Annotated in this window: 24 protein-coding genes and 1 tRNA gene; 20 read left to right on the plus strand and 5 right to left on the minus strand. The window is 41.9% G+C overall.

Going from position 1 to position 24,852, the window contains the following annotated elements; translation table 11 throughout:
• Positions 1-13: 13 nt before the first annotated feature.
• The 5 genes from GVN20_RS04835 to GVN20_RS04855 all read right to left on the minus strand — a co-directional run bounded on the left by GVN20_RS04835 (position 14) and on the right by GVN20_RS04855 (position 3,940).
• Positions 14-1,057 carry an efflux RND transporter periplasmic adaptor subunit gene (locus tag GVN20_RS04835; RefSeq protein WP_166557219.1) on the minus strand — a complete coding sequence of 348 codons (1,044 nt, stop codon included), beginning with the start codon at positions 1,055-1,057 and terminating at the stop codon, positions 14-16.
• Positions 1,058-1,105: 48 nt separating this feature from the next.
• The gene (locus GVN20_RS04840; RefSeq protein ID WP_229598964.1) at positions 1,106-2,434 is read right to left on the minus strand and encodes a TolC family protein; all 1,329 of its coding nucleotides are present in this window, start codon (positions 2,432-2,434) and stop codon (positions 1,106-1,108) included.
• Between the two features lie 63 nt (positions 2,435-2,497).
• A complete protein-coding gene (locus GVN20_RS04845) occupies positions 2,498-2,848 on the minus strand; it encodes a DUF4260 domain-containing protein (protein ID WP_166557221.1) in 351 nt (116 codons plus the stop codon).
• Between the two features lie 19 nt (positions 2,849-2,867).
• Entirely contained in the window at positions 2,868-3,299 is a 432-nt protein-coding gene (locus tag GVN20_RS04850; RefSeq protein WP_166557222.1) for a DUF3995 domain-containing protein, read from the minus strand.
• A 23-nt stretch (positions 3,300-3,322) separates the two neighbouring features.
• Positions 3,323-3,940, minus strand: coding sequence for a TetR/AcrR family transcriptional regulator (locus GVN20_RS04855; RefSeq protein WP_114066994.1), 618 nt, complete (start codon positions 3,938-3,940; stop codon positions 3,323-3,325).
• Between the two features lie 282 nt (positions 3,941-4,222).
• On the opposite strand from GVN20_RS04855, the gene GVN20_RS04860 reads away from it, so the two are divergent.
• The 20 genes from GVN20_RS04860 to prmC all read left to right on the plus strand — a co-directional run bounded on the left by GVN20_RS04860 (position 4,223) and on the right by prmC (position 24,729).
• Positions 4,223-4,735 carry an HNH endonuclease gene (locus GVN20_RS04860; protein WP_114462995.1) on the plus strand — a complete coding sequence of 171 codons (513 nt, stop codon included), beginning with the start codon at positions 4,223-4,225 and terminating at the stop codon, positions 4,733-4,735.
• Between the two features lie 130 nt (positions 4,736-4,865).
• Entirely contained in the window at positions 4,866-6,683 is a 1,818-nt protein-coding gene (gene rpsA / locus GVN20_RS04865; RefSeq protein WP_114462994.1) for a 30S ribosomal protein S1, read from the plus strand.
• Between the two features lie 94 nt (positions 6,684-6,777).
• Positions 6,778-6,848: transfer RNA gene (locus GVN20_RS04870), tRNA-Cys, on the plus strand.
• A gap of 269 nt (positions 6,849-7,117) precedes the next feature.
• Positions 7,118-8,344, plus strand: a complete 1,227-nt coding sequence (locus tag GVN20_RS04875) for a c-type cytochrome (protein ID WP_166557223.1) — start codon at positions 7,118-7,120, stop codon at positions 8,342-8,344.
• 25 nt (positions 8,345-8,369) lie between these two features.
• Positions 8,370-11,483 carry a TAT-variant-translocated molybdopterin oxidoreductase gene (locus tag GVN20_RS04880; RefSeq protein ID WP_166557224.1) on the plus strand — a complete coding sequence of 1,038 codons (3,114 nt, stop codon included), beginning with the start codon at positions 8,370-8,372 and terminating at the stop codon, positions 11,481-11,483.
• Between the two features lie 93 nt (positions 11,484-11,576).
• Complete coding sequence (nrfD, locus tag GVN20_RS04885) at positions 11,577-13,004, plus strand: NrfD/PsrC family molybdoenzyme membrane anchor subunit (RefSeq protein ID WP_114066990.1); 1,428 nt, start codon at positions 11,577-11,579, stop codon at positions 13,002-13,004.
• A gap of 71 nt (positions 13,005-13,075) precedes the next feature.
• On the plus strand, positions 13,076-13,603 hold the full coding sequence (locus GVN20_RS04890; RefSeq protein ID WP_166557225.1) for a DUF3341 domain-containing protein: 528 nt from the start codon (positions 13,076-13,078) through the stop codon (positions 13,601-13,603).
• 15 nt (positions 13,604-13,618) lie between these two features.
• Entirely contained in the window at positions 13,619-14,209 is a 591-nt protein-coding gene (locus GVN20_RS04895; RefSeq protein WP_166557226.1) for a cytochrome c, read from the plus strand.
• 103 nt (positions 14,210-14,312) lie between these two features.
• The gene (locus GVN20_RS04900) at positions 14,313-15,617 is read left to right on the plus strand and encodes a quinol:cytochrome C oxidoreductase (protein WP_166557227.1); all 1,305 of its coding nucleotides are present in this window, start codon (positions 14,313-14,315) and stop codon (positions 15,615-15,617) included.
• Between the two features lie 30 nt (positions 15,618-15,647).
• Positions 15,648-16,769, plus strand: a complete 1,122-nt coding sequence (locus tag GVN20_RS04905) for a cytochrome c oxidase subunit II (RefSeq protein WP_166557228.1) — start codon at positions 15,648-15,650, stop codon at positions 16,767-16,769.
• A gap of 32 nt (positions 16,770-16,801) precedes the next feature.
• On the plus strand, positions 16,802-18,682 hold the full coding sequence (locus GVN20_RS04910) for a cbb3-type cytochrome c oxidase subunit I (protein WP_166557229.1): 1,881 nt from the start codon (positions 16,802-16,804) through the stop codon (positions 18,680-18,682).
• Positions 18,660-19,682, plus strand: coding sequence for a heme A synthase (locus tag GVN20_RS04915; RefSeq protein WP_166557230.1), 1,023 nt, complete (start codon positions 18,660-18,662; stop codon positions 19,680-19,682). Before GVN20_RS04910 ends, GVN20_RS04915 begins: the two co-directional genes overlap by 23 nt.
• A 1-nt stretch (position 19,683) precedes the next feature.
• Positions 19,684-20,559 (plus strand): heme o synthase, encoded by an 876-nt coding sequence (cyoE, locus tag GVN20_RS04920; protein WP_166557231.1) that lies wholly within the window; start codon positions 19,684-19,686, stop codon positions 20,557-20,559.
• 8 nt (positions 20,560-20,567) lie between these two features.
• The gene (locus GVN20_RS04925; protein WP_166557232.1) at positions 20,568-21,152 is read left to right on the plus strand and encodes a cytochrome c oxidase subunit 3; all 585 of its coding nucleotides are present in this window, start codon (positions 20,568-20,570) and stop codon (positions 21,150-21,152) included.
• A 44-nt stretch (positions 21,153-21,196) separates the two neighbouring features.
• Complete coding sequence (locus GVN20_RS04930) at positions 21,197-21,958, plus strand: cytochrome c oxidase subunit 3 (protein WP_166557233.1); 762 nt, start codon at positions 21,197-21,199, stop codon at positions 21,956-21,958.
• Between the two features lie 85 nt (positions 21,959-22,043).
• Positions 22,044-22,364, plus strand: a complete 321-nt coding sequence (locus GVN20_RS04935; protein WP_166557234.1) for a cytochrome C oxidase subunit IV family protein — start codon at positions 22,044-22,046, stop codon at positions 22,362-22,364.
• Positions 22,365-22,427: 63 nt separating this feature from the next.
• Complete coding sequence (locus GVN20_RS04940; protein ID WP_166557235.1) at positions 22,428-22,952, plus strand: hypothetical protein; 525 nt, start codon at positions 22,428-22,430, stop codon at positions 22,950-22,952.
• 7 nt (positions 22,953-22,959) lie between these two features.
• Positions 22,960-23,502, plus strand: a complete 543-nt coding sequence (locus GVN20_RS04945) for a DUF420 domain-containing protein (protein WP_166557236.1) — start codon at positions 22,960-22,962, stop codon at positions 23,500-23,502.
• An 8-nt stretch (positions 23,503-23,510) separates the two neighbouring features.
• Complete coding sequence (locus tag GVN20_RS04950) at positions 23,511-23,792, plus strand: hypothetical protein (protein ID WP_114463003.1); 282 nt, start codon at positions 23,511-23,513, stop codon at positions 23,790-23,792.
• An 82-nt stretch (positions 23,793-23,874) separates the two neighbouring features.
• A complete protein-coding gene (prmC, locus tag GVN20_RS04955) occupies positions 23,875-24,729 on the plus strand; it encodes a peptide chain release factor N(5)-glutamine methyltransferase (protein WP_166557237.1) in 855 nt (284 codons plus the stop codon).
• Positions 24,730-24,852 lie beyond the last annotated feature (123 nt).

The following is a 24,852-nucleotide window of genomic DNA, read 5'->3' on the forward strand; positions in this document are numbered from 1 at the left end:
GTGTAGGTGTGGTCTATTTGATGATTACATTGGAAGATTCGGTCAAAAAAGCACTTCCCGAGGTAACTACCTCCGTAATGCCTTCCAAGCCATTGGTCACTAGCACTTTATCGCCGTCTACAAACCCAATTCGGATGGGCAGTCGTTTCACTTTCTTGCGTGATTCATCCAAAACGTACACAAAAGCATCCTGCCCGTTGCCTTCAACGATGGCCTCAATGGGTACCATGATATAATTACGATTCTGCACGGGTTTGAGCTCTACTTTGGCAAAAAGCCCAGACGCAAATCGTTGGCCATTGGGGTTAATGCGGACCTCAATTTCGTAGAGTTTGTTCAAGGGGTCGGCGGCAGGAGCTAATTTTATAACGGCCCCCGTAAACGTTTCGGAAGGATAGGCATCCAACGAAATAGTTGCTTTGTCGCCTATTTTAAAGCGTGCCCAGTCTTTATCTGAAACTCCCACGCGCACCACCCAGTCGCTTTGACGATTGGAGGTAATGTAAAAGATAGGGGTTCCTGGTCCAGTTAATTCGCCTTCATTGGCCATTTTTTTGATAACGGCTCCGTCAATCGGGGACGTGATTTGGGCATATGAGCGGTTGAATTGCGCAATTTGCAGGCTTTGTTTCGCTACATCAAAGCCCGTGGTAGCATTTTGCATTTGTTCAAGCGTAGCGGCAGTGTCTTTGAGCATGTTTTCAACGCGCTTAAAATCGCGCTCGGCTTTTTCAACCCCAAATTTAGCCTGACTCACCTGTGCGTCGATTTCGGTCATGTTTAACGACGCCAGCACTTGCCCTTTGCGGACTTTTTGTCCTTCCTCAACAAAGATTTTTTGAATGATGCCCCCGATTTTAAACGACAGCTTGGCTTCTTCCGACGAAGCTACCAAGCCAGAGGCACTAATGGATTCTGAGCGAACGGTTTGCGTTACTTTTTCAAGTTTTACAGGAACGACCGTTTCGTCGCCCATAGCGTTGTCGGCTTTTTTTTCTTCCTGTTTTCCGCAGGCTGCAAGCAGAAAAAGGGTAATGATGAATGAGTATTGTTTCATGATTGTATGCGTTATAAAATCATTTTTTAGTTGAGAAGATGGGTTCGATTAGTGGGCGGTCACTTTATTCAGCAATGATTCTTTGATTAACACATCAAAACGCGCGAGCGACTGTTGCAACTGAGCCGTTACGACTTCGTTTTGGGCTTTAATCCATTCAATGTAAAGCACATTGTTGTTTCGGTATCGACTGTCAATGACGCTGAAATATTGCGTTGCTTTGTTGACGCCGTCCTGAACCAATTTTAGATTTTCTCGGGTGGCCTGAAGTTCAAGAAATGCCTGAGTAACTTGCAGTTCTATCTGTTTTTCTACTTCTAGCTTTTTGGTTTTGAGCAATTCGGTCTGAATTTTGGCACCTTGAATTTTGGATTTGCGTTCGTATCCTTTAAACAAATCCCAAGTCAATCCGAGTTGGGCCACTCCGTATGCCTGTTGATTGAACGTATAGCCAAATCCCTGAAAACCAGTATTGCCACCAATAAACACCGATGGGCGTTTGGCAGCTTTTTCCTGAAGGGTAATAGCCGTTTTGGATGCTAAAATGGATTGGTCAAGTTGATTTAATTCCTGACGGTTTTGCAGGGCAGATTCGCTCAGTTTATCTAAAGATTCATAGGCCGTTGCGGGAATCAGGTTCGTTGAGTCAATCAAAACCACTGCACTCAATTCTCTGTTTAATAGAAAGTTAAAGTAGGCCTTTGCCGTTTCCCGGTTTTTGGTTGCTACCGCGAGCTGTTGGTTTAGTTTGCTGATTTCGTATTCTGCGCCAATGACGGCGTCTTTGGTCAGTACGTTATTGTTGACCAATTTCTGATTCAGGCGTACCAGTTCATTGAGCGTTTTTTGCGCATTCCCAAAAATTTTAATGGCTTCCGATGCTTGCAAGTATTGATAATACGCCCCTTCAATGGTGTAACGAAGTTCATTTTCGTACACTTTCTTCTTGGCTTCCTGTGCGGTTAGTAGCGTTTTCTGTATCAGGTAATTATACTGAATTTCAGGGTTGTAAATTGAATACTGAACGCTGATTTTGGTGTCGTGAAAGTTGTTAGGAGCCAACAACTCGTCAACGTTATCAATTTGTGGAAATACGCTCGTTTGCGTTAGCTTATTGAGCGTACTGTATACTGGATTGAGTAAATCGCCGACGGGAAACTGCAGCCGTCGTCCACCAGCAGCCAACGAATAGGTAGGCGCAAAAGTGACTCTAGGATAAAACAAAGCTTTTGCTTGTTGAATATTTTCGAGCACTTTTTGAATTTCCAGATTCTCCTGTTTCAGGGCGAGGTTATTTTTTAATCCTTCCTGAACATATTCTTCCAAAATAATCGAATGCTGGGCTTGTATGCCAATGCTCATCATGAGCAGAAACATAGTGAAGTATATCCTTATCATATCTTATAAAATGAACAGTGTTTAGTGAAAGGGTAAAAAAAGTTATTTTCCAATCCATCCTAAATGAGTGTGCTTGAAGGAATCGGTGTATTTTAGACCATAACCAAAAATACGGTCCATCGCAGAATGGGCGAACAAGATAACTCCTGCCAACATCAATGTCGAAGAAGTCAAAGAGAATCCAACCAAAGCGACGCCGATACCCAGGGCTTTGTGGTGCACGAAGTTATAGAGATAAGCCCCGATTCGGGTGTTGATTAAGTAGCCTATCATGCTTAGGTCAGGGAGTAACAAAAGGGCGGGAAACCACCACCAGGCATATTCTAGGCGGCTGAACAAAAACACCGCGAGCAAAAATTCGCCGATGTCTTCAAAAGTGAGGAGTGTTTTCATGGCTGTTTACAGAGTGATTTTAATAATAATTGATAACGAGAATGATAAAGCTGATGAGTAGGCATAAAGGAGAATAGTAACGGGTATCCATTTGCCCAAATTCGGTTTGTTTTATTTTTTTGAAAAAACCAACGTAGTTGAATTCTCCAATGGCGCGCAGAAAAAAAATAATTGCTATGCCGATTGAAATAAATGTAATGGTGCTATCAGATAGCAACGAGCTATTTATAAAACCCACTTTTAATGTAAGAATCCACGCAAAGCAGAGAAGACCTATTCCGACGGCCATTGTTGACAAAGGTCCTGGCGTGAATAAAGGTTTTTGTTGGCTACCGCTTGATGTCGGAACGGCTAATTTACTCCAGCGACGCCCGCCAAACGCCCAATAAAAGTGAATGGAGGCGATGAATGCAAAAATCAAAATATCAATGAGTGCAAGAATGGGTTTCATTGAATTAAACATTTAACAATCGGTTACAAAGACGTTTTAATCATTTTGATAAATAATTGAAAAGACTCTTGAATACGTTCTAATTGCTGGTCATCTTTAAACATACTCATTCGATTTTTGAGATAAATCGTGACTAGCCCGTGCATATAAGCCCAGATAGTCATGGCCATTATTTCAATATTGGTTTCCTTAAAATAACCCGCCTTTACGCAATCTTCGATGACCAATTTTAGGAGGCCAAACGATTTTAAGCCATCTTCCCAAATTTCGTCTCTACAAGCGAGCGTCTCCATAGGCGCTTGCATGATGAACATCAAATCATAGAGTTCGGGATTTTCGATAGCATATTTGATATATTGGTGCCCCATCTCAATCAACCTCTCAAAAGGGTCGCTTATATGCGTCACGGTGATTAATTGCTGCATCATTTTTAAGAATGCTTCTTCGTGCAATGCAAACAGCAATTCATTTTTGTCTTTGTAGTAGAGATAAATCGTGCCTGGGCTATACTCAATGGCATCGGCAATGTTACGAATGCTGGTCTTTTCGTAGCCTTGTTCCAAAAATAATTTTCGGGCTGCCTCCAAAATCAGACGCCGCATATCTTCTTTTTCCCGTTCTTTTCTTTCCTGAATGCCCATGGTTCATTACAAAATACTTCATTTAATATAAACGATGCAAATATAATGAACACTGTTTAGTGAGCAAGAATTTCAGAAAAAAAAATGTTAAACGGCTAAAAAAAAGGATAAAATGAATCGGGACGGTAGAAGTCAAAGAAGAGATAATATTTTGAAAAAGAGTTGATTATATGTAATAGAAAGGGTAAATAAAGATTTTTTAACACAACAAAACTCAAACCCGACAGTTTATTACGATAAATGTTGTAACTTTCGAAAACCTAAAAAACCCTTTGTAACGGTATGGGTAGGAAAGTCTTAATCCTTAATCAAGATTACTCCGCGTTGAGCATTTGCTCCGTTCCAAAAGCCTTCTTGCTTGTCTATCTCAACAAGGCTGAATTAGTAGCGGAATCTTCAAACTATTTTTTGCGCACCGTCAGTACGGAGTTTCCAATGCCGACGGTGATTCGCCTTCATCGTTATATCCACTTGCCTTACAAAGGCGTAATGATGACGCGGCAAAATATCTTCAAACGTGATGGTCATCAGTGTGTTTATTGCGGTTTGCATGGCGAATTGACCTTAGACCATGTTTTGCCAAAATCGCGCGGTGGGCGTACCAGTTGGGACAATCTGGTGACGGCCTGCAAGCGTTGCAATGCACGCAAAGGCGATTACACCCCAGAAGAAGCGTCAATGCCTATGCGTCATCGTCCCTTCAAACCTTCTTTCATCATGTTTTTACGGGATTATTCTGGCGCTACCGATGATTCATGGATGCCTTTTCTTTCAAAAAGAGAAAAGGTCTCGTAAAAAAAATTGCTTTTTCCGGTGAGATTTTCTACTTTTGCACTCCGTTTGCAAAGGCAATCGTTTGTTTCACCAAATTTCAGCCATTTTGCCCATTGGCTGATGTACGAGAGGGCAATTTCAAAACTACATTATGAGTAAAGCTCAATTAACTGATTTTGACTGGGACAGAGCCGACAACAGAGGCTTTGGTAGTGGATACTCCGCTTCTGAAAAAGCCCAGTTGGAGCAACTTATCAACGGTACAATCTCTCCCGTTGCCGAAAAAGAGGTAGTAAAAGGAATCGTGGTCGGTATGAATGACCGCGAAGTGATTTTGAACATCGGTTCAAAATCAGACGGTATCGTACCGCGTTCAGAATTCCGTGATTTGACGGACCTGAAAATCGGCGACGAAATTGAAGTATACATTGAAAATCAGGAAGACCCTAACGGACAGTTAGTGCTTTCTCGCAAAAAAGCGAGAGTTATCACTGCTTGGGATAATATTCAAAAATCATTTGATCATGACTTGGTGATTGACGGTTTCGTAAAACGTCGTACCAAAGGTGGTCTTATTGTTGATATTTACAGCATCGAAGCGTTCTTGCCAGGTTCACAGATTGACGTTAAGCCAATTCGTGACTTCGACATCTTTGTCGGCAAGAAAATGGAAGTGAAAGTAGTGAAAATCAATCACGCCAACAACAACGTGGTTGTTTCACACAAAGTATTGATCGAGAAAGACCTCGAAGCACAACGTCAGCAGATTCTTACCAACTTGGAGCGTGGCCAGGTACTCGAAGGAGTAATCAAAAACATGACCAAATTTGGGGTATTTATCGACCTTGGTGGCGTAGATGGTTTGTTGCACATCACAGACATTTCGTGGGGACGTATCAACGATCCTTCGGATTTGTTGCACCTTGACCAAAAAATCAACGTTGTAGTTCTTGACTTCGACGAAGATAAGAAGCGTATTTCATTGGGCATGAAGCAATTGCAGGCTCATCCTTGGGAAGCTCTTTCTCAAGAAATCGAAATCGGTTCACGTGTGAAAGGTAAAGTTGTAAACGTAGCAGATTACGGCGCATTCCTTGAAATCATGCCAGGTGTTGAAGGTTTGATTCACGTTTCAGAAATGTCATGGTCTCAGCACTTGCGTAACCCGCAAGACTTCTTGAAGATTGGTGACGAAGTAGAAGCCGTGGTATTGACCCTTGACCGCAACGAACGCAAAATGTCGCTTGGCTTGAAGCAACTCACCGCTGATCCTTGGACTCGTCAAGAAATCATTGAGAAATATGCAGTAGGTACTGTTCATAAAGGTGTCGTTCGTAACTTGACTAACTTTGGTCTCTTCCTCGAGCTCGAAGAAGGTATCGATGGCCTAGTTCACGTATCTGACCTTTCTTGGACCAAGAAAATCAAACACCCAAGTGACTTCATCAAAGTAGGTGAAGAACTCGAAGTAATGGTTCTTGAATTGGATGCTGACAACCGCCGTTTATCCTTGAGCCACAAGCACCTTGAAGAAAATCCTTGGGACACTTTTGAATCGGTATTTGCGGTAGGTTCAGTACATAAATGTACAATCGTTGCCAAAGGAGATAAAGTTGCGACCCTCGAATTGCCTTACGGTATCGAAGGAGTATGTATCCTTAAAAACTTGGCGAAAGAAGACGGAACTGTCGGAGAAATCGGAGAATCTCTTGATTTCAAAGTAGCTGAATTCTTGAAAGACGAAAAACGTATTGTGCTTTCACATACAAAAACTTGGCAGGAAAAAGAAGAGCCTAAGGTAGAAGAAAAACCAAAAGCTCCTAAGGCCGAAAAACCAAAAGATGCTGAGAAAGCGACTCTAGGTGATTTGGAAGCACTTTCTGCATTGAAAGAACAAATGGAAGAAGGTGAGAAAAAGAAAAAGGCGGCCGCTACCAAAAAAGTAGCAAAAGAAGCGTCGGCTGAGTAATTTTTCAATCCCTGACTTGCTAAATTGTTAGTTTGTTGTGATATTTACGGCTGTAAAAAGTCATAGCAGACTAACAATTTAAAAAACAATAAAAGGTCCTGTGGCCGAGTGGCTAGGCAGAGCTCTGCAAAAGCTCGTACAGCGGTTCGAATCCGCTCGGGACCTCAAAAGTGAAGTGCCTTTTCTCAAAAAAGTACCATTTAGCCGTGAACAACCAAACTAGGCTAAATGGTACTTTTTGTTTTTAATTTGCATGATTTTGGATAAAAATAACCCTTGTGGCTATACTTCTGGCTAATTTCTAAATTTAATTAGAAAGAATCTAAATAATAGAATTATTGCAAATTAAGAATAGAAATGCTTTGGCACGTATAAATTCGTGCATTACTTTTGTACGGTTAAGAAGTATCATGTTTTTGTTAATTCATACACAAATGGAAATTAGTTTGTTCTTAAAAAGAATGCGCAGTGTCACCCAAGCGTTACTGATTGCTTTAATGGCTACGCTTAGCCAACAAGCAACGGCACAGGATGGCGATGCCGCAAGCGGTGAAACGCTTTTCAATAATAACTGTAAGGCTTGTCACTCCGCAAAAGATGAAGTAGTGGTAGGCCCAGGTTTAAAAGGTATTCAACAACGCCGCGATTTGGCTTGGCTCGTTAAGTGGGTGAAGAATCCAAACGGGGTAATCCAGAGTGGTGATGAATACGCAGTAGCTTTGTACAATAAGTTTAACAAAGCTCAAATGACTGCTTTCCCGGCTTTCGGTGAGAAAGAAGTGAAAGACATTTTGGCGTACGTTGAAAAAGCAAATACAGCCGCAGCTCCAGCTGCTGCTGCTGGTACTGCCGCTGCGGGCGCACCCGCAGGCGAGTCTGCTCCTTCCGATTTGTTTACTTACATCTTGGTTGCGTTATTGATTGTGATGTTGTTGGTACTTGGTGTATTGATGGCAATCGTATCAATCCTATCTAAAGCTGTGAGTGGCGAAGCTACTGCCTCGGCAGGAACGTCTTTCTCCGATAGACTTCGTGATGGGTTGGTAGGTTTGAGCAAAAACTCGGCGATTCGTAGCGCTACCGTATGGTTCTTTATCCTGATGGTCACCAAAGCAACTGTCGATGGAATGTATGGTGTAGGTATTCAACAGGGATATGCCCCTAAACAACCAATTGCTTTCTCGCACAAACTACACGCAGGTCAGTACAAAATCGACTGTAACTATTGCCATACGGGTGTTAACCGTGGTAAGTCGGCTACAATTCCTTCGGCCAACATTTGTATGAACTGCCACGGTGTGATTAAAAAAGAATCACCCGAAATTCAGAAAATCTACACGGCAATTGAAAAAAATCAGCCAATTGAGTGGGTTCGGATTCACAACCTGCCTGATTTGGCATACTTCAACCACGCACAACACGTAAATGTAGGTGGGGTGCAGTGCCAACAGTGTCACGGCGAAATTCAAACCATGGAGGTAGTAGAGCAACGTTCTTCACTTACAATGGGATGGTGTATTGACTGCCACCGTAAAACGGAAGTAAATACCAAAGACAATGCTTACTACGACAAATTGGTGGAATTACACAAAACCAATAGCAAGGAGCCGTTGAAAGTAGCCGATATCGGTGGTCTGGAATGTTCAAAGTGTCACTATTAATCACGTTTCTTATTCATTAATATATATGGAAAACCAAACGAAGAGGTATTGGAAAGGTCTGGAAGAACTTCGGAATGACGAGACTTTTGTAAAAAATGCCCATAACGAATTTGGTAGCTTTGAGGCTAATGATTCTACCCAGTACAAAAGCATCGTAGACGGAATCGGTTCAGATCGTCGTGATTTTCTGAAAGTATTAGGGTTTGGCCTCGCTGCAGTATCATTAGCGGCTTGTGACGCTCCCGTCAAAAAATCAATCCCTTACCTTAACAAGCCAACCGATACGTTCCCATCAATCGCTGATTGGTACGCTTCCACGTATGCTGAAGGTGGAGATTATGCGAGTGTGTTAGTTAAAACGCGTGAAGGCCGTCCCATCAAAATTGAAGGTAACAAACAATCTAGCGTAAGTAAGGGAGGCGTAAGTGCTCGTGCACACGCTTCTTTGTTGGCTTTATACGATGCCGAAAAATTAAAAGGCCCTAAAAAAGGAGAAGCAGACGCAGACTGGGACACGGTAGATAAAGAAATATCGGCTCAGTTGGCTTCAATAGCCGCAAAAGGCGGTCAAATTCGCATCGTTTCTTCTACTATTTTAAGCCCTTCTACCAAAGCTGTCATTGCTGATTTTACTGCAAAATACCCTACTACCCAGCACATTACTTATGATGCTAATTCAGTAGCTGGTTTGGTAAAAGCCAATGGCGATTCGTTTGGTAAAGCAATCGTTCCTTCATACGATTTCAGCAAAGCAAAAGTAATCGTAGGGCTTAGCTGCGACTTCTTAGGAAGTTGGATTGCACCTCATGAATATTCTGTTCAATACGTAGCAGGACGTAAATTGAATAGTGGTAAAGGTGGCAAAAAAGATATGTCACGTCACTATCAGTTCGAAACCACCATGTCGTTGACGGGTGCTAATGCTGATTATCGTGCTGCCGTGAAACCCTCACAGGAAGGCTTGGTTGCATTGGCGCTTTACAATAAATTAAGCGGAAAAGGCGGAACCTCTTTAGGAGCTGATGTAGATAAAGTTCTTGATAAAGCCGTTGCCGATTTGAAAGCCGCTCAGGGAGCTGCTTTGGTTGTTTCGGGCTCAAATGATCCTAACGTACAGGTAGTCGTAAATGCTATCAACAGTGCTTTAGGTGCTTATGGCACAAGCATAGACTTAGGAACCCCCGTTTATTACCGCCAGGGAAATGATGTAGCCATGAATGGCTTGATTGATAACGTAAAGGCGGGCTCAATCGGCGCTGTTATTCTTTATGGTTGCAATCCAGTATATGACCATCCTCGCGGAGCTGAATTGAAAGATGCACTTTCAAAAGTAGAACTATCCGTCTCTTTTGCTGACCGTGCTGATGAATCTTCATCTCTTTGCAAATACATTACGCCAGCTCCTCACTATTTAGAGTCGTGGGGTGATGCCGAGCCTAAAGCAGGCTTTTATAGTTTACAACAACCTGCTATTTCACTCATTTATAAAACACGCCAAGCGCAGTCAAGTCTGTTGAAATGGTCAGGTGCAAATCCTGATTTTTACACATATCTTCGTAATTACTGGAAAGCCAATATCCTTGGTGGAGAGAATTTTGAAGGTACTTGGACCAAGGCTTTGCATGACGGTGTTGTAGAAAAAGGTGCCGCTGCTGCCGCCGCTAGTGTAGGAGCAGTTGCTGGATTGGATGCTGCTATCGCAGCTGTTACTGCTTCATACAAAGCTTCTGCAACTGGACTTGAAGTAGTTCTGTACGAAAAAGTAGGGATGGGAACAGGGGCCTTGGCCAACAACCCATGGTTGCAAGAATTCCCTGAGCCAGTAACAAAAGCATGTTGGGATAACTACGCTAGTGTTTCTCAAAAAACGGCAAAAGAACTTGGCCTGTCACAAGATGATGTTGTTAAGATAGAAGTAAAAGGTAAATCTGTTGAATTGCCAGTATTAATTCAACCAGGCCAGGCCAACGGGACTGTTTCTATTGCCATTGGGTACGGTCGTGAAAAAGCAGGTAAGTCAGGTAATGGAGTAGGGGTAAATATGTATCCTTTCATCCAAAACAAAGCAGGTTTTGCTAATTTTAGCGTAGGTGAAGCAACGCTGACCAAAACTGGCGATTCACACAAGATTGCTCAAACCCAGACTCACGAAACTGTAATGGGCCGTAGGGCGGTAATGCAGGAAGCACGTTTGGCAGAATACCAAAAAGATTCGAAAGCGGGCCGTTATTTCCCACACGTATCTACTTCAGAAGGTATAAAGTCGCCAACCGAAATCACACTTTGGGACGGATATCAAAAGCCTAACCACTCCTGGGGAATGGCTATTGACCTCAACTCTTGTACGGGTTGCGGTGCTTGCGTAATTAGTTGCCAAGCTGAAAACAACGTTTCTGTTGTAGGACGCCAAGAGGTAATTAACCGTCGCGAAATGCACTGGATTCGTATTGACCGTTATTATTCATCAGATGCGGATGTAATGGACAAGAGCTTGAGCGGCTCGAAAGCTTTGGAAATCGCTTCCGATAATCCTGAAGTTGTATTCCAACCTTTGATGTGTCAGCATTGTGGTAATGCACCTTGTGAAACGGTTTGTCCAGTATTGGCCACAACCCACAGCACAGAAGGCCTCAACCAAATGGCTTATAACCGTTGCGTAGGAACTCGTTATTGCGCAAACAACTGTCCATATAAAGTTCGTCGTTTCAACTGGTTTAAGTACTTTGATAACGATAACTTCGATTTCCATTACAACAACGACCTTGGCAAAATGGTCATTAACCCTGACGTAACCGTTCGTTCACGTGGAGTTATTGAAAAATGCTCAATGTGCGTACAGCGAATTCAAGAAGGTAAGTTAAATGCCAAGAAAGAGCGTCGTCGCCCCGTTGATGGTGAGATTGTTACTGCTTGTGCGCAGTCTTGTCCAACAGAAGCCATTGTTTTTGGGGACATGAATGATCCTGCGAGCAAACTTTCGAAATTGTTGGCTGAGGAAAAAGAAGGACGTGCTTTCCAAATGTTAGAAGAAATCAACGTGAAACCGCAGATTTCTTACTTAACTAAAATCCGTAATAAGGACGTCGATGCTACAAAAGCAGCAGCTAAGGAAGCACACGCCGAACACGGAGGCCACTAGGATAAGAGGGTTAATTGTTAGGGTAGAAATCCAAAACAATTAACCTCTACATAAAGATTATTAGATAACAATTAACAATTAACTTTCAAAAATATGCACGTTACTTCACCCGTAAGAACCCCTCTCGTAACCGGCGGTAAGACCTACGCCGATGTGACAGAGGATATCTGCAAGCAGGTGGAAGGCAAGCCAACCAAAGAGTGGAAAGTCGCTTTTGTAATTTCATTGGCGGTTTTAGCATACGGTACAGTTTGCTTATTCTGGACCTGGTGGGAAGGTTTGGGCGTTTGGGGCCTAAACAAAACGGTCGGCTGGGCGTGGGACATTACCAACTTCGTATGGTGGGTTGGAATTGGTCACGCGGGTACATTGATTTCCGCCATTTTGTTATTATTCCGTCAAAAATGGAGAACCTCAATCAACCGTGCTGCAGAAGCGATGACTATCTTCGCCGTTCTTTGTGCCGCCTCATTTATCCTTATGCACATGGGGCGTCCTTGGTTGGCTTATTGGGCGTTGCCACTTCCTAACACCTTTGGTTCTCTGTGGGTTAACTTTAACTCACCACTCGTTTGGGACGTATTTGCCATCTCGACATATTTCTCTGTTTCCTGTTTGTTCTGGTACGTAGGTTTGGTTCCTGACTTGGCTACCATCCGTGACCGGGCCCAAAACAAGGTTTCAAAATATATCTACGGAGTTCTTTCTTTGGGTTGGAACGGTTCGGCGCGCACGTGGTCACGTTATGAATACATCAGCTTGATTTTGGCTGGTTTGTCAACTCCTTTGGTACTTTCGGTTCACACCATTGTATCCATGGACTTTGCAACCTCGGTTATTCCGGGCTGGCACACAACTATCTTTCCTCCGTACTTTGTGGCGGGTGCCATCTTCTCAGGTTTCGCTATGGTACAAAACCTGATGCTTGTGACACGTGTGGTGTATAAATTGGAAGATTACATCACGTTTGAGCACATCGAGTCAATGAATAAAATCATTACGTTGACGGGTTCTATCGTAGGTGTAGCTTACTTGACTGAGTTTTTCATTGCTTGGTATTCAGGAGTTGAATATGAAAGCTATGCCTTCTACAACCGTATGGCGGGACCTTACTGGTGGGCTTACTGGGCAATGATGACCTGCAACGTAATTTCTCCTCAGCTCTTTTGGAGCCGTAAAATTCGTCGCAGTGTTAAATGGACGTTTTTCATATCAGTTATCGTAAATATTGGTATGTGGTTTGAGCGTTTCGTAATTATTGTGACCTCACTACACCGTGATTATGTTCCTTCAAGCTGGGCAATGTTTTCACCAACGATGTTTGACATTGGTGATTACATCTTCTCTTTTGGCTTTTTCTTCACTTGTTTCTTCTTATTCTCTAAATACTTGCCAGTTATTAACATGGCGGAAGTAAAAGGAGTTATTAAGTCGACTTCTGAAAAATTGCCATTGAAAGTTTCGGGTGTATCGAAAGCGGAACGTTTGGCTTCACCTGCTTATAAAAAAGACGCAGAATAGTAATGATACAGGCTATTCTGCTTTCATAAGAAATAGCCAAAACCAGTATCCTGAATCTAACTGATAAAATAATGGCTGAAATAAATAAAAAATTTTTAGTAGGGGTATACGACGATGAGGATATTGCCCTTGCCGCAGTGAATAAAATTAAAAGCGCAGGCGTAAAAATCTATGAAGTTTACTCTCCGTTTGCAATACACGGAATGGATACGGCAATCGGCCATCCACGCTCTCGAATTGGTATTGCCGCGTTTTGTTTCGGGGTAGTAGGTTTTCTTTGCGCCCTAACACTTACAACTTGGACAATGGGTATCGATTGGCCGATGGTCATCGGGGGAAAAGATCCACTTTCTTACCCCAACTATGTACCAGCAATGTTTGAGTTGACTGTATTGTTTACTGCTTTCGGGATGACTTTTACTTTTTTCATTTCCAATGGCCTGGGACCAACCGTAAAACCGCTTTTGTTTGACCCACGTTGTACTGACAACAAGTTTATAATGGCAATCGACCTGAGCAAAAATAAACTTTCGGAAACCGAGATCGAAAACCTGATCAAAGCTTCGGGAGCTGAAGAAGTGAGTGTTAAACAGTTGTAATGTATTGATACACAAATGAAAAGAATTCATACACTAATAGTAGGGGCTTTTTTTACCGCAGCAACCATGACTTCTTGTCAGCGTAGTCATGATGATACGGGTTGGGAATTTGCACCTAACATGTACAATTCGGTTGGGTATGAGCCTTATACTCAAATCGAAAAGAATCCAATCAATGCGGATGGCAAAAACATGCGCGAGCCAGTTGCTGGGACCGTTTCCCGTCGTAATTACCAAACAAAATTTGACAGCGCAAGCGTTGATTTAATGGTTTATAACATAGGGAAAGATGATTTAGCTACTGCTGAGGCTGTTTTGAAAAACCCCGTCCCAAACAATGAAAAAACACTCGCTCAGGGTAAAGAGTTGTACGTGCGTTATTGCCAGCATTGCCATGGTGAAGCAGGCGACGGAGCGGGCCCCGTAGCAGATATGTATAAAGGCGTTCCTAATTATAAAGCAGACGCTTATCTCAATATGAATGATGGCCATATCTTCCACGTGATTACACACGGCAAAGGCCGTATGTGGCCACACGGCTCTCAAGTTACCCCTGAAGAGCGATGGAAAATAGTTCACTATGTTCATAAATTACAAAAGGGGTAGTTCCAATACGTTAGTTGTTAATTGTTATTCTGAATTAAGATAAACGTTAGCAGTTAACAATTAATAATAACAAATAAAACCGATAACGAATAACAATTTTATAATGGGCGCACATCATCACGAAGTTGTTTCGGTAGAAGAGCAATTTGAGTTTACCGCCGAGTCGAAACGTAATCTCCTTATTGGAATGGGTGTAGGTATTGCACTTGTTCTGCTAGGTTCATACCTGTTGTCACAGGGAGGAGGGCATGATGCTCACGCGGCTGCTGGACATGGGGCAGAGCATGACCACGGAGCTCATGGCTACCATTGGACGCAACGTATCATTGCCAATCTATGGCTTAACAGTGTTTATTTTGCAGGTATCTCAATTATTGGAATGTTTTTCATTTCCTATAATTACTTAGCTCAGGCGGGTTGGTCTGCTGTTTTCAAAAGAATTCCAGAGTCAATGCCAGCTTTTTTGCCAATCCCTGCTGTTATTATGATTGTTTTGGCCGTGTTTTTTGGCGATAAAATTTATCACTGGATGCACGAAGGAATCATGGATCCCGCCAGTGCAAATTATGATGCCATCATTGCAGGTAAGCAAGGTTTTTTGAATAAGCCTTTTTATATTATTCGCTTGCTGCTTTATTTTGGCCTATGGTACGTATTGTGGCGTATCGTACGTAATCTATCTCTTCGTGAGGATGAAATCGGTGGACTTGACGGTTACGAAAAATCAATCAAATACGGTACGGCATTCTTGGTCGTATTTGCCGTAACTTCTTCAACTTCGGCGTGGGACTTTGTGATGTCGATTGATACTCACTGGTTTTCCACTATGTTTGGATGGTATACATTGGCAAGCTGGCACGTAGCAGGTTTAGCTACTATGACCTTGACTATCGTTACATTGAAGGAGAAAGGATATTTGAAAGCAGTAAACGAAAGCCATCTTCATGACTTGGGTAAATTCTGTTTTGCATTCAGTATCTTTTGGACGTATGTTTGGTTTGCTCAATTCTTATTGATTTACTACGCAAACTTACCCGAAGAAGCAATTTATTATCGTGAGCGCTTTAGCGGTTATGGCGGCATCTATAAAGCTCCATTTTTTATCAATATTTTGTTAAACTTTGTGGCACCTTTCCTAGTTTTAATGACAAGAGACTCGAAGCGTACATCGGTCATTTTGAAACTAGCTTGCTGGTCGATTTTGGTAGGTCACTACTTTGACTTCTACACCAACATCATGCCAGGTACAGTTGGAGCAAATGGTGGTTTTGGTGCGGTTGAGTTTGGTTTTGTTCTGTTGTTTGCCTGTGCCTTTATCTGGTCGGTATCGAGCCAACTGACAAAAGCAAATTTGATTCCTCGCAATCACCCAATGTTGGAAGAGTCTTTGCACCACGATATTGCGTAACGAATTTAAATTACAACCTATCTTAATACAATGGTATATTTAGTTGGTTTATTATTGCTTGTGCTGCTTGGGGTAGCAATTGCCATCGCAGCCAAATTGCAAAAAGTAATGGGCAGTGTTCAATCAAACACTGAGGAAGATGCTCCCGCCCCAAATAACAAAATAAACGGAGCTTTGTGGATAATTTTCCTAATTGCAGGAACAGTAGGTGCGGTATGGTCTTACTTGTCGGCCCGAAACTACTTTTTACCGGAAGCGTCCTCACCACATGGTCGTGAGACTGACAGCCAGTTTTGGTTGGACATGTCATTATTGACCATTGCGTTCTTTATTGTCAATTTCCTGCTTTTCTTCTTTGCGTGGAAATACCAATACAAGAAAGGATATAAGGCTACTTTTTATCCTGAAAATCACAAGCTTGAGTTGATTTGGACCGCTATTCCGGCCGTAATTATGGCGGTATTGGTATTCTTGGGATTCCGTTCATGGACCCAAATTATGTCGGATGCTCCAGCTGATGCCCAAGTAATTGAAATAATGGGAAAACAGTTTGGTTGGATTGTTCGCTATCCAGGTATTCAGGATAATAAACTTGGGAATTATAATTTTAAACTTATTGATGACAACAACAATAATCCAAGTGGGATAGATTATTCAGACGAAGCTTCGTTTGATGATTTTATCAACGTCAGTGAGATGCACGTCGAAGTAGGGAAACCAGTGTCTTTGAAAATTCGCGCCCGTGATGTTTTGCACAGCGTGTTTATCCCTCACATGCGGGTTAAAATGGATGCGGTTCCAGGGATGCCGACTAAATTCTGGTTTACTCCTGATAAGTCTACCGAGCAAATGCGTGCAGAACTAGGCAATCCTAATTTTGACTATGAGATTGCTTGTACGGAAGTGTGCGGACGTGGTCACTTTGCTATGCGTTTACGTCTGATTGTTGAAGATAAAGCATCGGTAGATGCTTGGAAACAACAACAGAAACCTGTTTTGTCGACTATTTTAGAAAACGATCCAAAGTTCATCTCTAAAATACCTGAGAAATTACGTGCAAAAGCAATGGATTACGCTCCTTATGTGGAAGAAGTTGACAGTACTACTGCAGCTACAGGTTCGGCCGCGGCGGCAACGTCTTCTTTGCGTTAATTGAAAATTTACAACTTTAAACTCTCATAAAAATGTCAGTAGTAGAGGCCAATTTGGAACACGATGTTCACGCCCATGATGAGCATGAACATCATGAAGAATTAAACTTCTGGCGCAAGTATATCTTCTCAGAAGACCATAAGGTAATTGCCAAACAATACATGATTACGGGTATTTTTTGGGCGATTATCGGAGCGGCGATGTCGGTTGTTTTTCGTATTCAATTGGGTTTCCCCGGAGCAGATATTAGCTGGATGAAACCCTTCCTTGGGAAATGGATAACCGAGACTGGTGCATTAGATCCTAACTTTTACCTTGCTTTGGTGACAATGCACGGTACTATCATGGTATTTTTTGTACTAACAGCGGGCTTGAGTGGTACATTCAGTAACTTCTTGATTCCGTTGCAGGTAGGTGCGCGCGACATGGCGTCTGGTTTCTTAAACATGTTATCGTTTTGGTTCTTTTTTGCATCAAGCGTATTAATGTTTGTATCTATCTTTTTGGAAACAGGGCCTGCAGCAGGTGGATGGGTTGTATACCCTCCTTTGAGTGCATTACCGCAAGCACACATGGGTTCTGAAATGGGAATGACGCTGTGGTTGCTCAGTATGGCAATCTTCATTATGTCATCTCTTTTGGGTAGCTTAAACTACGTAACAACCATCATTAACCTCCGTACCCGTGGTATGACGTTCACGCGTCTTCCGTTGACGATTTGGGCGTTTATGATTACAGCGATTTTGGGGATTATCTCATTCCCAGTATTGTTGTCAGCAGCTTTGCTCTTAATTTTTGACCGCCATTTTGGTACAAGTTTCTATCTTTCAGAAATCTATATCAACGGAGAAGCTTTGCCAAACGTTGGAGGTAGCCCGATCTTGTTCCAACACTTGTTTTGGTTCTTAGGTCACCCAGAAGTTTATATCGTATTGCTTCCTGCCTTGGGGATTACTTCAGAAATTATTGCTACAAATTCACGTAAGCCAATTTTCGGTTATCGTGCCATGATTGCTTCTTTGATGGCCATTGCATTTCTTGCCTTTATCGTGTGGGCTCACCACATGTTTGTGACAGGAATGAACCCATTCTTAGGTTCAATCTTTATGTTCCTGACGCTTATCATTGCCGTTCCTTCGGCGGTAAAAGCGTTTAACTACATCACGACGCTATGGCGCGGCAATATTGTTTTTACGCCAGCAATGCTATTCTCTATTGGCTTGGTGTCGTTGTTTGTATCGGGTGGATTAACTGGGATTATCTTGGGTAACTCTGCGTTGGATATTCAATTGCACGATACTTATTTTGTAGTGGCTCACTTCCACATTGTAATGGGAGCTGCCTCGGCATTCGGGTTCTTTGCAGGGATTTATCACTGGTATCCAAAGATGTTTGGCCGTATGATGAACAGCACATTGGGGCAACTTCACTTCTGGTTGACGTTTGCGGGGGTATACTTGGTATTCTTCCCAATGCACTACATTGGTATTGCGGGCTTCCCACGTCGCTACTACCAATTTACCAGCTTTGACTTTGGTAAGTCTTTTACCGACCTTAACATGTTTGTGAGTATCGCTGCCATCTTTACATTCTTTGCGCAGTTTGTATTCCTTTGGAATTTCTTCTACAGCATGTTTAAGGGTAAAGTGGCTCCGATGAATCCATGGAAGTCAACAACCCTTGAATGGACTACGCCTGTGAATGTAGGCCACGGCAACTGGGTTGGTGAAATTCCTGCCGTGTATCGTTGGCCTTATGATTATAGCAAACCAGGTTCAGACGTTGATTTTATTCCGCAAAATGTACCTCATTCTCAAACACCGGAATCCAATTTCCCGCATGAGAATGCCTACATAGCGCAGGAAAAAGAAATTGAGGCTCAAAATTACAATGACCAATTCCAGGCTCATTGATCAAAATAATAGCAATCGCCTATTTCGAAGGCTGGCACTTCTAACAGTTGTCGTTGTATATTTATTAATACTTATCGGCGGAATTGTTAGAAGTACAGGCTCTGGGATGGGGTGTCCCGATTGGCCAAAATGTTTTGGAAGTTGGGTTCCTCCTACAGAGGTATCCCAACTTCCTCCAAATTACCAAGAGATTTACGGTGCTAAACTCAAAGGTGAAGTAGAATTCAACCCTACGAAAACTTGGATTGAGTATCTTAATCGTTTGTTTGGGGCTTTTACGGGAGTCCTAGTTTTTGGAACACTGCTCGCATCTATTCCCTTCTTAAAAAAAGACCGCCCTATTTTTTACATGAGCTTGACAGCGTTCTTGCTGACAGGTTTTCAGGGCTGGTTAGGTTCTAAAGTAGTATCAGCCGAACTATCGCCGTTCATCGTCACATTGCACATGCTTTTGGCAATTGTCATAGTATTTGTACTGTTGTATGTTATGGCTAGGTCGTATGTAGGGAAGGTGAAAGTAGAAAAGGTAGGAAATAAGCCACTGATTGATAAATGGTTGAAGTGGACGATAGGCCTGTCGTTGCTTCAGGTGTTGATTGGTACGCAAGTGAGGGAAGCAATGGACGACGTAATTGTGAATCTTGGTAATGAAGGACGTAATAAGTGGGTAGAAAACTTAGGGATTTCATTTTACATTCATAGGTCTTATTCTATTATTATTTTGGTCCTCCACGTTGGTTTGGTTTATTTATTATCAAAGCATACACAGACTAAAGGGATTGTTTCTAAGTTGTCCAATGCCCTTCTGGCAACAATTATTGTTGAGATTGTAACAGGGATTATTTTGGCTTATTTGAGTGTACCCGCTGTTGCACAGCCAATCCACCTAACCTTGGCAACGATTGCCGTTGGAATGCAGTTTGTGGTGTGGCTACTAATTAATGCTGAAAGTGTGTTTACTCAAAAAACGGCTTTAAAAGCCGAAAACATAAACGTTTGAAATGTCAATAACCTTAGACATACTCTTTTTAAAGTTACGTGCATATCTGGAACTTATGAAGTTGCGGTTGGCGTGGCTGGTTGCTTTTTCGGGGGCTTTTGGATACAGCTTAGGTATCGATAAAGTGGAATGGTTACCGCTAACCATTTTTTTGTTTGCTGCGTTTTGTATCACGGGGGCAGCCAATATCATCAATCAGGTTATTGAGATAGATTTAGATAAATTGATGAAACGTACGCAGAACCGTCCGCTTCCGAGTGGGCGTGTGAGTGTACAAGAGGCCGTTTGGTTGGCAATTGCCTTATTTGTGGTATCGACGATTGTCTTCTTTGTTGAATTCAATTTGCGTGCCTGCGCGTTGGCGGTATTGTCAACGATTCTCTATGGTTTTGTTTACACACCCTTAAAGAAAGTAGGCCCGATTGCTGTATTTGTGGGGGCAATACCAGGTGCTTTCCCGCCCATGATTGGCTGGGTGGCAGCAACCAATCAATTTGGACTTGAGCCGGGTATCCTTTTTGCCATTCAATTTATTTGGCAGTTTCCCCACTTTTGGGCAATTGCTTGGGTTCTGGATGAAGATTACAAAAAAGCAGGTTTTCGTTTATTGCCGTCAAAAGGTGGCAAAGATTTAAGTACGGCGATTCAAATAATGATTTATACATTGTTTTTATTGCCAGTAGGATGGTTACCTTATGAATTGGGAATGACAGGAATCAATTCTGCTTTGGTGGCAATGTTGTTTGGTGTTTTATTCTTGGCTCAAACATTCCATTTAATGCGTAAATGCTCTGATAAGACAGCGTTACAATTAATGTTTGGCTCATTTATTTATTTGCCAATAGTACAAATAGCGTATCTATTGGATAAAATTTAATTCAGAACATGGCTGAGGTAGAAAAAATAAGAATTGAGGAAGCTCCTGAAACGTTGGCAATGGACCCTAAGAAGTTTATACTTTGGGGGTTTATTGTTACCATTATCATGTTGTTTGCTTCCCAAACCAGTGCGTACTTGGTTCGACGAGCAGAAGGAAACTGGGTAGAGTTTCAAATTCCGCAAATCTTTTGGTACAGTACCGTAGTGCTTGTTGTAAGTAGTGTGGCAATGCACTGGGCGTACGTAGCTGCAAAAAAAGATAATTTCAATACACTCAAAATAGCAATTTCTATTACTTTTGTGCTCGGAATGGCATTCTTGGTGATGCAGTTTCTGGGCTGGAAAGATTTGGTCGCGCAAAACGTATACTTTGTAGGTAATCCATCAGGCTCGTTCTTTTACGTGTTTACTTTGTTACACGGTATTCACTTAATCACTGGTCTTATGGTGCTTTGTGTTACGTTTATTTCAGCAATGAGACTGAAAGTGCACGCTAAAAACCTGCGTAGAATTGAAATTTGTACCACATATTGGCATTTTCTTGACATTCTGTGGATTTATTTATTTGTTTTCCTTTTGTATTTTCGTTAGAAAAAGAGTCTTAATTAAAACTTGCAATATTTAATAGAATAACGATGGCTGCTACTGCACAACCGAATGTTAAAAATGTATGGCTGGGGGGAGTTGAACCCATGAAAGCCAGCTACGGGAAGTTGATGATGTGGTTCTTTTTAGTTTCGGACACATTTACTTTCTCGGCTTTGCTGGTTTCTTATGGTTTGGTTCGCTATAGTTACCCTGCCTATGCAGGTAAAGTTGTTGATTTTGTTTCCTCGCCCACCTATTGGCCGATTCCAGAAAAGGTTTTTGATGCACTACCCTTTTTGCATGGTTTACATGCACCACTTGTGTTTGTGGGTATAATGACCTTTATCTTGATTTTTAGTTCGGTAACAATGGTATTGGCGGTAGAAGCAGGCCATCGTAATGATAGAGCGACCGTTGAAAAATACATGCTTTGGACATTGTTGGGAGGAGCTACTTTTCTGGGTTGCCAAGCATGGGAATGGACGCACTTTATCCATGGAACAGAAGGGGGAACTGTTGTTAAAGAACTTGTCGACGGTTCGTGGGTTTCCAAAACTATTTTTGGGGCAAATCTCACTGAAAATCAATACGGTCCCCCAGCGTTTGCTGACTTCTTTTTCTTCATCACAGGTTTCCACGGAACCCACGTATTTTCGGGTGTTGTATTAAATTTCTTGGTTTTCTACCGTACTGCTACGGGTACGTATGAGCGCAGAGGCCATTATGAAATGGTTGAGAAAGTAGGTTTGTACTGGCACTTTGTGGATTTGGTATGGGTATTTGTATTTACATTCTTTTACCTTGTATAATTTATTATTGTTAAATACAAAGCATTAAATGCATCCTTAGTTTTAATGCCCCCCTTCCTAACATTTAACTTAAAATTTAAAAGATATGGCACACGTACACGAACACGATGTTGATGAAAACGCCGGTGCAGAGCAAAGAAAAGCAATTTGGCGTACTTTTTGGATTCTTTTAATCCTTACTGCAGTAGAGTTTTTAATCGCTTTTACGCTTGAAGCAGGGCCACTCAAAACGGCAATTTTCGTCGGAATGACCATTGTGAAGGCTTTTTATATCGTGGGTGAATTTATGCACTTAAAGCATGAAGTAAAATCACTCATTTGGGCAATCCTAATCCCTTGTATTTTTGTTGTTTGGTTGTTGATTGCCCTAATGCGTGAGGGAGGCTCCATTTTTGACTTACGTTAATTTTTTAAGTGAGTTGAATGGTATCTTACCCACTCAATTCTGAGTAAAAGAGTATTTTATACTATGAAAAGATACCTGAAAGCCGGCTTGCTAACCCTAGTGTTGGTGTTGCCGGCTTTAATCGTTTTATTTTTACACGGTTTTGCCGAGAACCACTTTAGATTGCCCTACCTTCTACCGTTGGTTGACTCAACTGGAAAGGTCGTAATGAACGGTCAGGATACGGTTTTTTACCAAGTTCCGACAGCCGTAGAAAAGAATATCAAAGTTGTGGCGTTTTTTGGTAAAAACCCCTCCAATCAGCTAATTCAACAGTTTTCGAGGGTTGAAAAATTAGCCTCAGATAACGTAAAAGTAGAGTCCTTAAAAGGTGAAAATGTTGAAAAAGCCGCTACGGAGATTTACAAAGTTAAGCCGTTAATAAAAGCCAAGTCTGCAGAAAACATTCTCTACAACGAACAGTTTATACTGATAGACAAAGAAGGATATACCAGAGGTATTTATGACGGTACTGACCCCGAAGACGTAGACCGTTTGTTGGCAGAATTGAAAATCCTGATTGATATTTACAATAAAGGCAAAGATTAACCCGAAAATGGCAACACTTGCATTACCCAAAGACAAAAAATTTAATAAAGTAATAAACATTGTTGCGGTCGCTATTCCGCTGGTTGTGGCTATTTTGCTCAATCCCCGAATCCCTAAAGTGGAGCTTGGAGAATGGAGTAAGGTCTTACCGCACGTTAATGGCCTCATTAATACCCTAACTTCGCTTACATTATTGGCGGGGTATTACTTTATTAAGAAAAAAAACATTGCAGCGCACCGCCGAATGATGACTATTTCTTTCAGCTTAGGCGCTTTGTTTTTGGTCAGTTATGTATTGTACCATTTGTCTAACGAGTCTACCCCATTTGGGGGAGAGGGGCTGATAAGACCCATTTATTATTTTCTCTTAATAACGCACATAACATTGTCAATTGGTGTTGTTTGGTTTGTGTTGAGAGCCATTTATTTTGCGTTGAGCAATCAGATTGACCTTCACAAAAAAGCGGTGAAATGGGCGTTCCCAATTTGGCTATACGTAAGTATTACAGGAGTGATTGTATATTTAATGATTAGTCCTTACTATAATTAAAGATTAGTATGAAAAAGGTAATAAGCTTGGTAGTGATTGTTTTGTTGGCGCTTGTTTTCTCTGAAAGTGCAATGGCACAGTGTGCGATGTGCAAAGGAGCAGTTGAAACCAATATGAGCACGGGCCGAAATGTAATCGGAAACGGTATCAACGCAGGGATTGCTTATTTATTTGTGTTTCCATACCTTACAGTGGGCGTGATTGCCTATTTGTGGTATCGTAGCAGCAAGAAAGCCTTGGCAGAGCGCGTGGCGCTTCAGCAGCGGTTGCGCAGTGTAATAAACGGCTAAAAAGCTTTCTTGTTTATGCATTGTTTTTTACGGATTTAGGGCATCTTTCCCAAATCCAATGCCCAAATCTAATTTTTGTTCAATGTTTACTTCAGCCAAATCACTTTTTGATTATATCGTCCAAAATGTCACTGCCTATTCTTCAAAAGAGACTAAAGCGATGGCGTTTATGCTTTTGGAGCATTATTTGCGCTTGCGAAGCGTCGATGTGATGGTAGACAAGCCCATTTCGGCTGATGAGTCACAACCGAACTGGGATAAAATCATTGAACGACTGAACCAAAGTGAACCGATACAGCACATTATTGGAGCCACTTTTTTCTGTGGTCTTGAATTTAAGGTTTCTCCTTCAGTGTTGATTCCGCGCCCCGAGACGGAAGAATTGGTTCGGTTGATTGTAAAAGACTGTTTTTGGGAAGAAAACCCCGTTAAAATCGTTGATATTGGCACCGGCAGTGGTTGTATTGCTATTGCGTTGGATAGATTCATGTCATTTGCTAAAGTATGGGGTTGGGACGTGTCTGACGAAGCGTTGACCGTGGCGCGTGAAAATGCCCATCGACTTTTATCGGAAGTTACATTTGAAAAATACGATATACTAAAAGATACTTCGTTTGATGGGCAGTTTGACGTGGTTGTGAGCAATCCGCCCTATATCACCTATGCTGAACAGACAAGTATGCAGCCAAATGTGCTGCGCTTTGAGCCGCATTTGGCATTGTTTGTAGAAGATGAAGACCCACTCTTGTTTTATCGGGCGATTGCTGATTTCTGCACCAAGCATTTAAAAACGGATGGCACGTGTTATCTTGAAATAAATGAGCTTTTTGGCGAGGTAGTAAAGCAATTGTTTCTTGAAAAAGGCTTTAAAAAGGTAGAAGTGATTCAGGATATGTACGGCAAAGACCGTATTGTAAAAGCGCAATTATCCGCATAAAAAGGCCTTTAGAACAGAAAATGGGGTGATGTAAATCTCCCCATTTTCTGTTTCATGCCCTAACGATTTTGACATCTTAGTTAAATTCGGATGATTTATCCAATTCTAACGTACATTAATCAG

The sequence above is a fragment of the Runella sp. CRIBMP genome (assembly GCF_009905605.1).
In the GTDB taxonomy this organism is placed as follows: Bacteria; Bacteroidota; Bacteroidia; order Cytophagales; family Spirosomataceae; genus Runella.

What these genes read in the sequence shown, in the direction of transcription:
- GVN20_RS04840 (WP_229598964.1), bottom strand. Translation starts at nt 2,434, where the DNA reads ATGTTTCTGCTCATGATGAGCATTGGCATACAAGCCCAGCATTCGATT.
- GVN20_RS04845 (WP_166557221.1), bottom strand. Translation starts at nt 2,848, where the DNA reads ATGAAAACACTCCTCACTTTTGAAGACATCGGCGAATTTTTGCTCGCG.
- GVN20_RS04875 (WP_166557223.1), top strand. Translation starts at nt 7,118, where the DNA reads ATGGAAATTAGTTTGTTCTTAAAAAGAATGCGCAGTGTCACCCAAGCG.
- GVN20_RS04905 (WP_166557228.1), top strand. Translation starts at nt 15,648, where the DNA reads ATGGTATATTTAGTTGGTTTATTATTGCTTGTGCTGCTTGGGGTAGCA.
- GVN20_RS04915 (WP_166557230.1), top strand. Translation starts at nt 18,660, where the DNA reads ATGACCAATTCCAGGCTCATTGATCAAAATAATAGCAATCGCCTATTT.
- GVN20_RS04890 (WP_166557225.1), top strand. Translation starts at nt 13,076, where the DNA reads ATGGCTGAAATAAATAAAAAATTTTTAGTAGGGGTATACGACGATGAG.
- GVN20_RS04900 (WP_166557227.1), top strand. Translation starts at nt 14,313, where the DNA reads ATGGGCGCACATCATCACGAAGTTGTTTCGGTAGAAGAGCAATTTGAG.
- GVN20_RS04950 (WP_114463003.1), top strand. Translation starts at nt 23,511, where the DNA reads ATGAAAAAGGTAATAAGCTTGGTAGTGATTGTTTTGTTGGCGCTTGTT.
- cyoE (WP_166557231.1), top strand. Translation starts at nt 19,684, where the DNA reads ATGTCAATAACCTTAGACATACTCTTTTTAAAGTTACGTGCATATCTG.
- nrfD (WP_114066990.1), top strand. Translation starts at nt 11,577, where the DNA reads ATGCACGTTACTTCACCCGTAAGAACCCCTCTCGTAACCGGCGGTAAG.
- GVN20_RS04910 (WP_166557229.1), top strand. Translation starts at nt 16,802, where the DNA reads ATGTCAGTAGTAGAGGCCAATTTGGAACACGATGTTCACGCCCATGAT.
- GVN20_RS04880 (WP_166557224.1), top strand. Translation starts at nt 8,370, where the DNA reads ATGGAAAACCAAACGAAGAGGTATTGGAAAGGTCTGGAAGAACTTCGG.
- GVN20_RS04935 (WP_166557234.1), top strand. Translation starts at nt 22,044, where the DNA reads ATGGCACACGTACACGAACACGATGTTGATGAAAACGCCGGTGCAGAG.
- GVN20_RS04855 (WP_114066994.1), bottom strand. Translation starts at nt 3,940, where the DNA reads ATGGGCATTCAGGAAAGAAAAGAACGGGAAAAAGAAGATATGCGGCGT.
- prmC (WP_166557237.1), top strand. Translation starts at nt 23,875, where the DNA reads ATGTTTACTTCAGCCAAATCACTTTTTGATTATATCGTCCAAAATGTC.
- GVN20_RS04895 (WP_166557226.1), top strand. Translation starts at nt 13,619, where the DNA reads ATGAAAAGAATTCATACACTAATAGTAGGGGCTTTTTTTACCGCAGCA.
- GVN20_RS04945 (WP_166557236.1), top strand. Translation starts at nt 22,960, where the DNA reads ATGGCAACACTTGCATTACCCAAAGACAAAAAATTTAATAAAGTAATA.
- GVN20_RS04940 (WP_166557235.1), top strand. Translation starts at nt 22,428, where the DNA reads ATGAAAAGATACCTGAAAGCCGGCTTGCTAACCCTAGTGTTGGTGTTG.
- GVN20_RS04860 (WP_114462995.1), top strand. Translation starts at nt 4,223, where the DNA reads ATGGGTAGGAAAGTCTTAATCCTTAATCAAGATTACTCCGCGTTGAGC.
- GVN20_RS04835 (WP_166557219.1), bottom strand. Translation starts at nt 1,057, where the DNA reads ATGAAACAATACTCATTCATCATTACCCTTTTTCTGCTTGCAGCCTGC.
- GVN20_RS04930 (WP_166557233.1), top strand. Translation starts at nt 21,197, where the DNA reads ATGGCTGCTACTGCACAACCGAATGTTAAAAATGTATGGCTGGGGGGA.
- GVN20_RS04925 (WP_166557232.1), top strand. Translation starts at nt 20,568, where the DNA reads ATGGCTGAGGTAGAAAAAATAAGAATTGAGGAAGCTCCTGAAACGTTG.
- GVN20_RS04850 (WP_166557222.1), bottom strand. Translation starts at nt 3,299, where the DNA reads ATGAAACCCATTCTTGCACTCATTGATATTTTGATTTTTGCATTCATC.
- rpsA (WP_114462994.1), top strand. Translation starts at nt 4,866, where the DNA reads ATGAGTAAAGCTCAATTAACTGATTTTGACTGGGACAGAGCCGACAAC.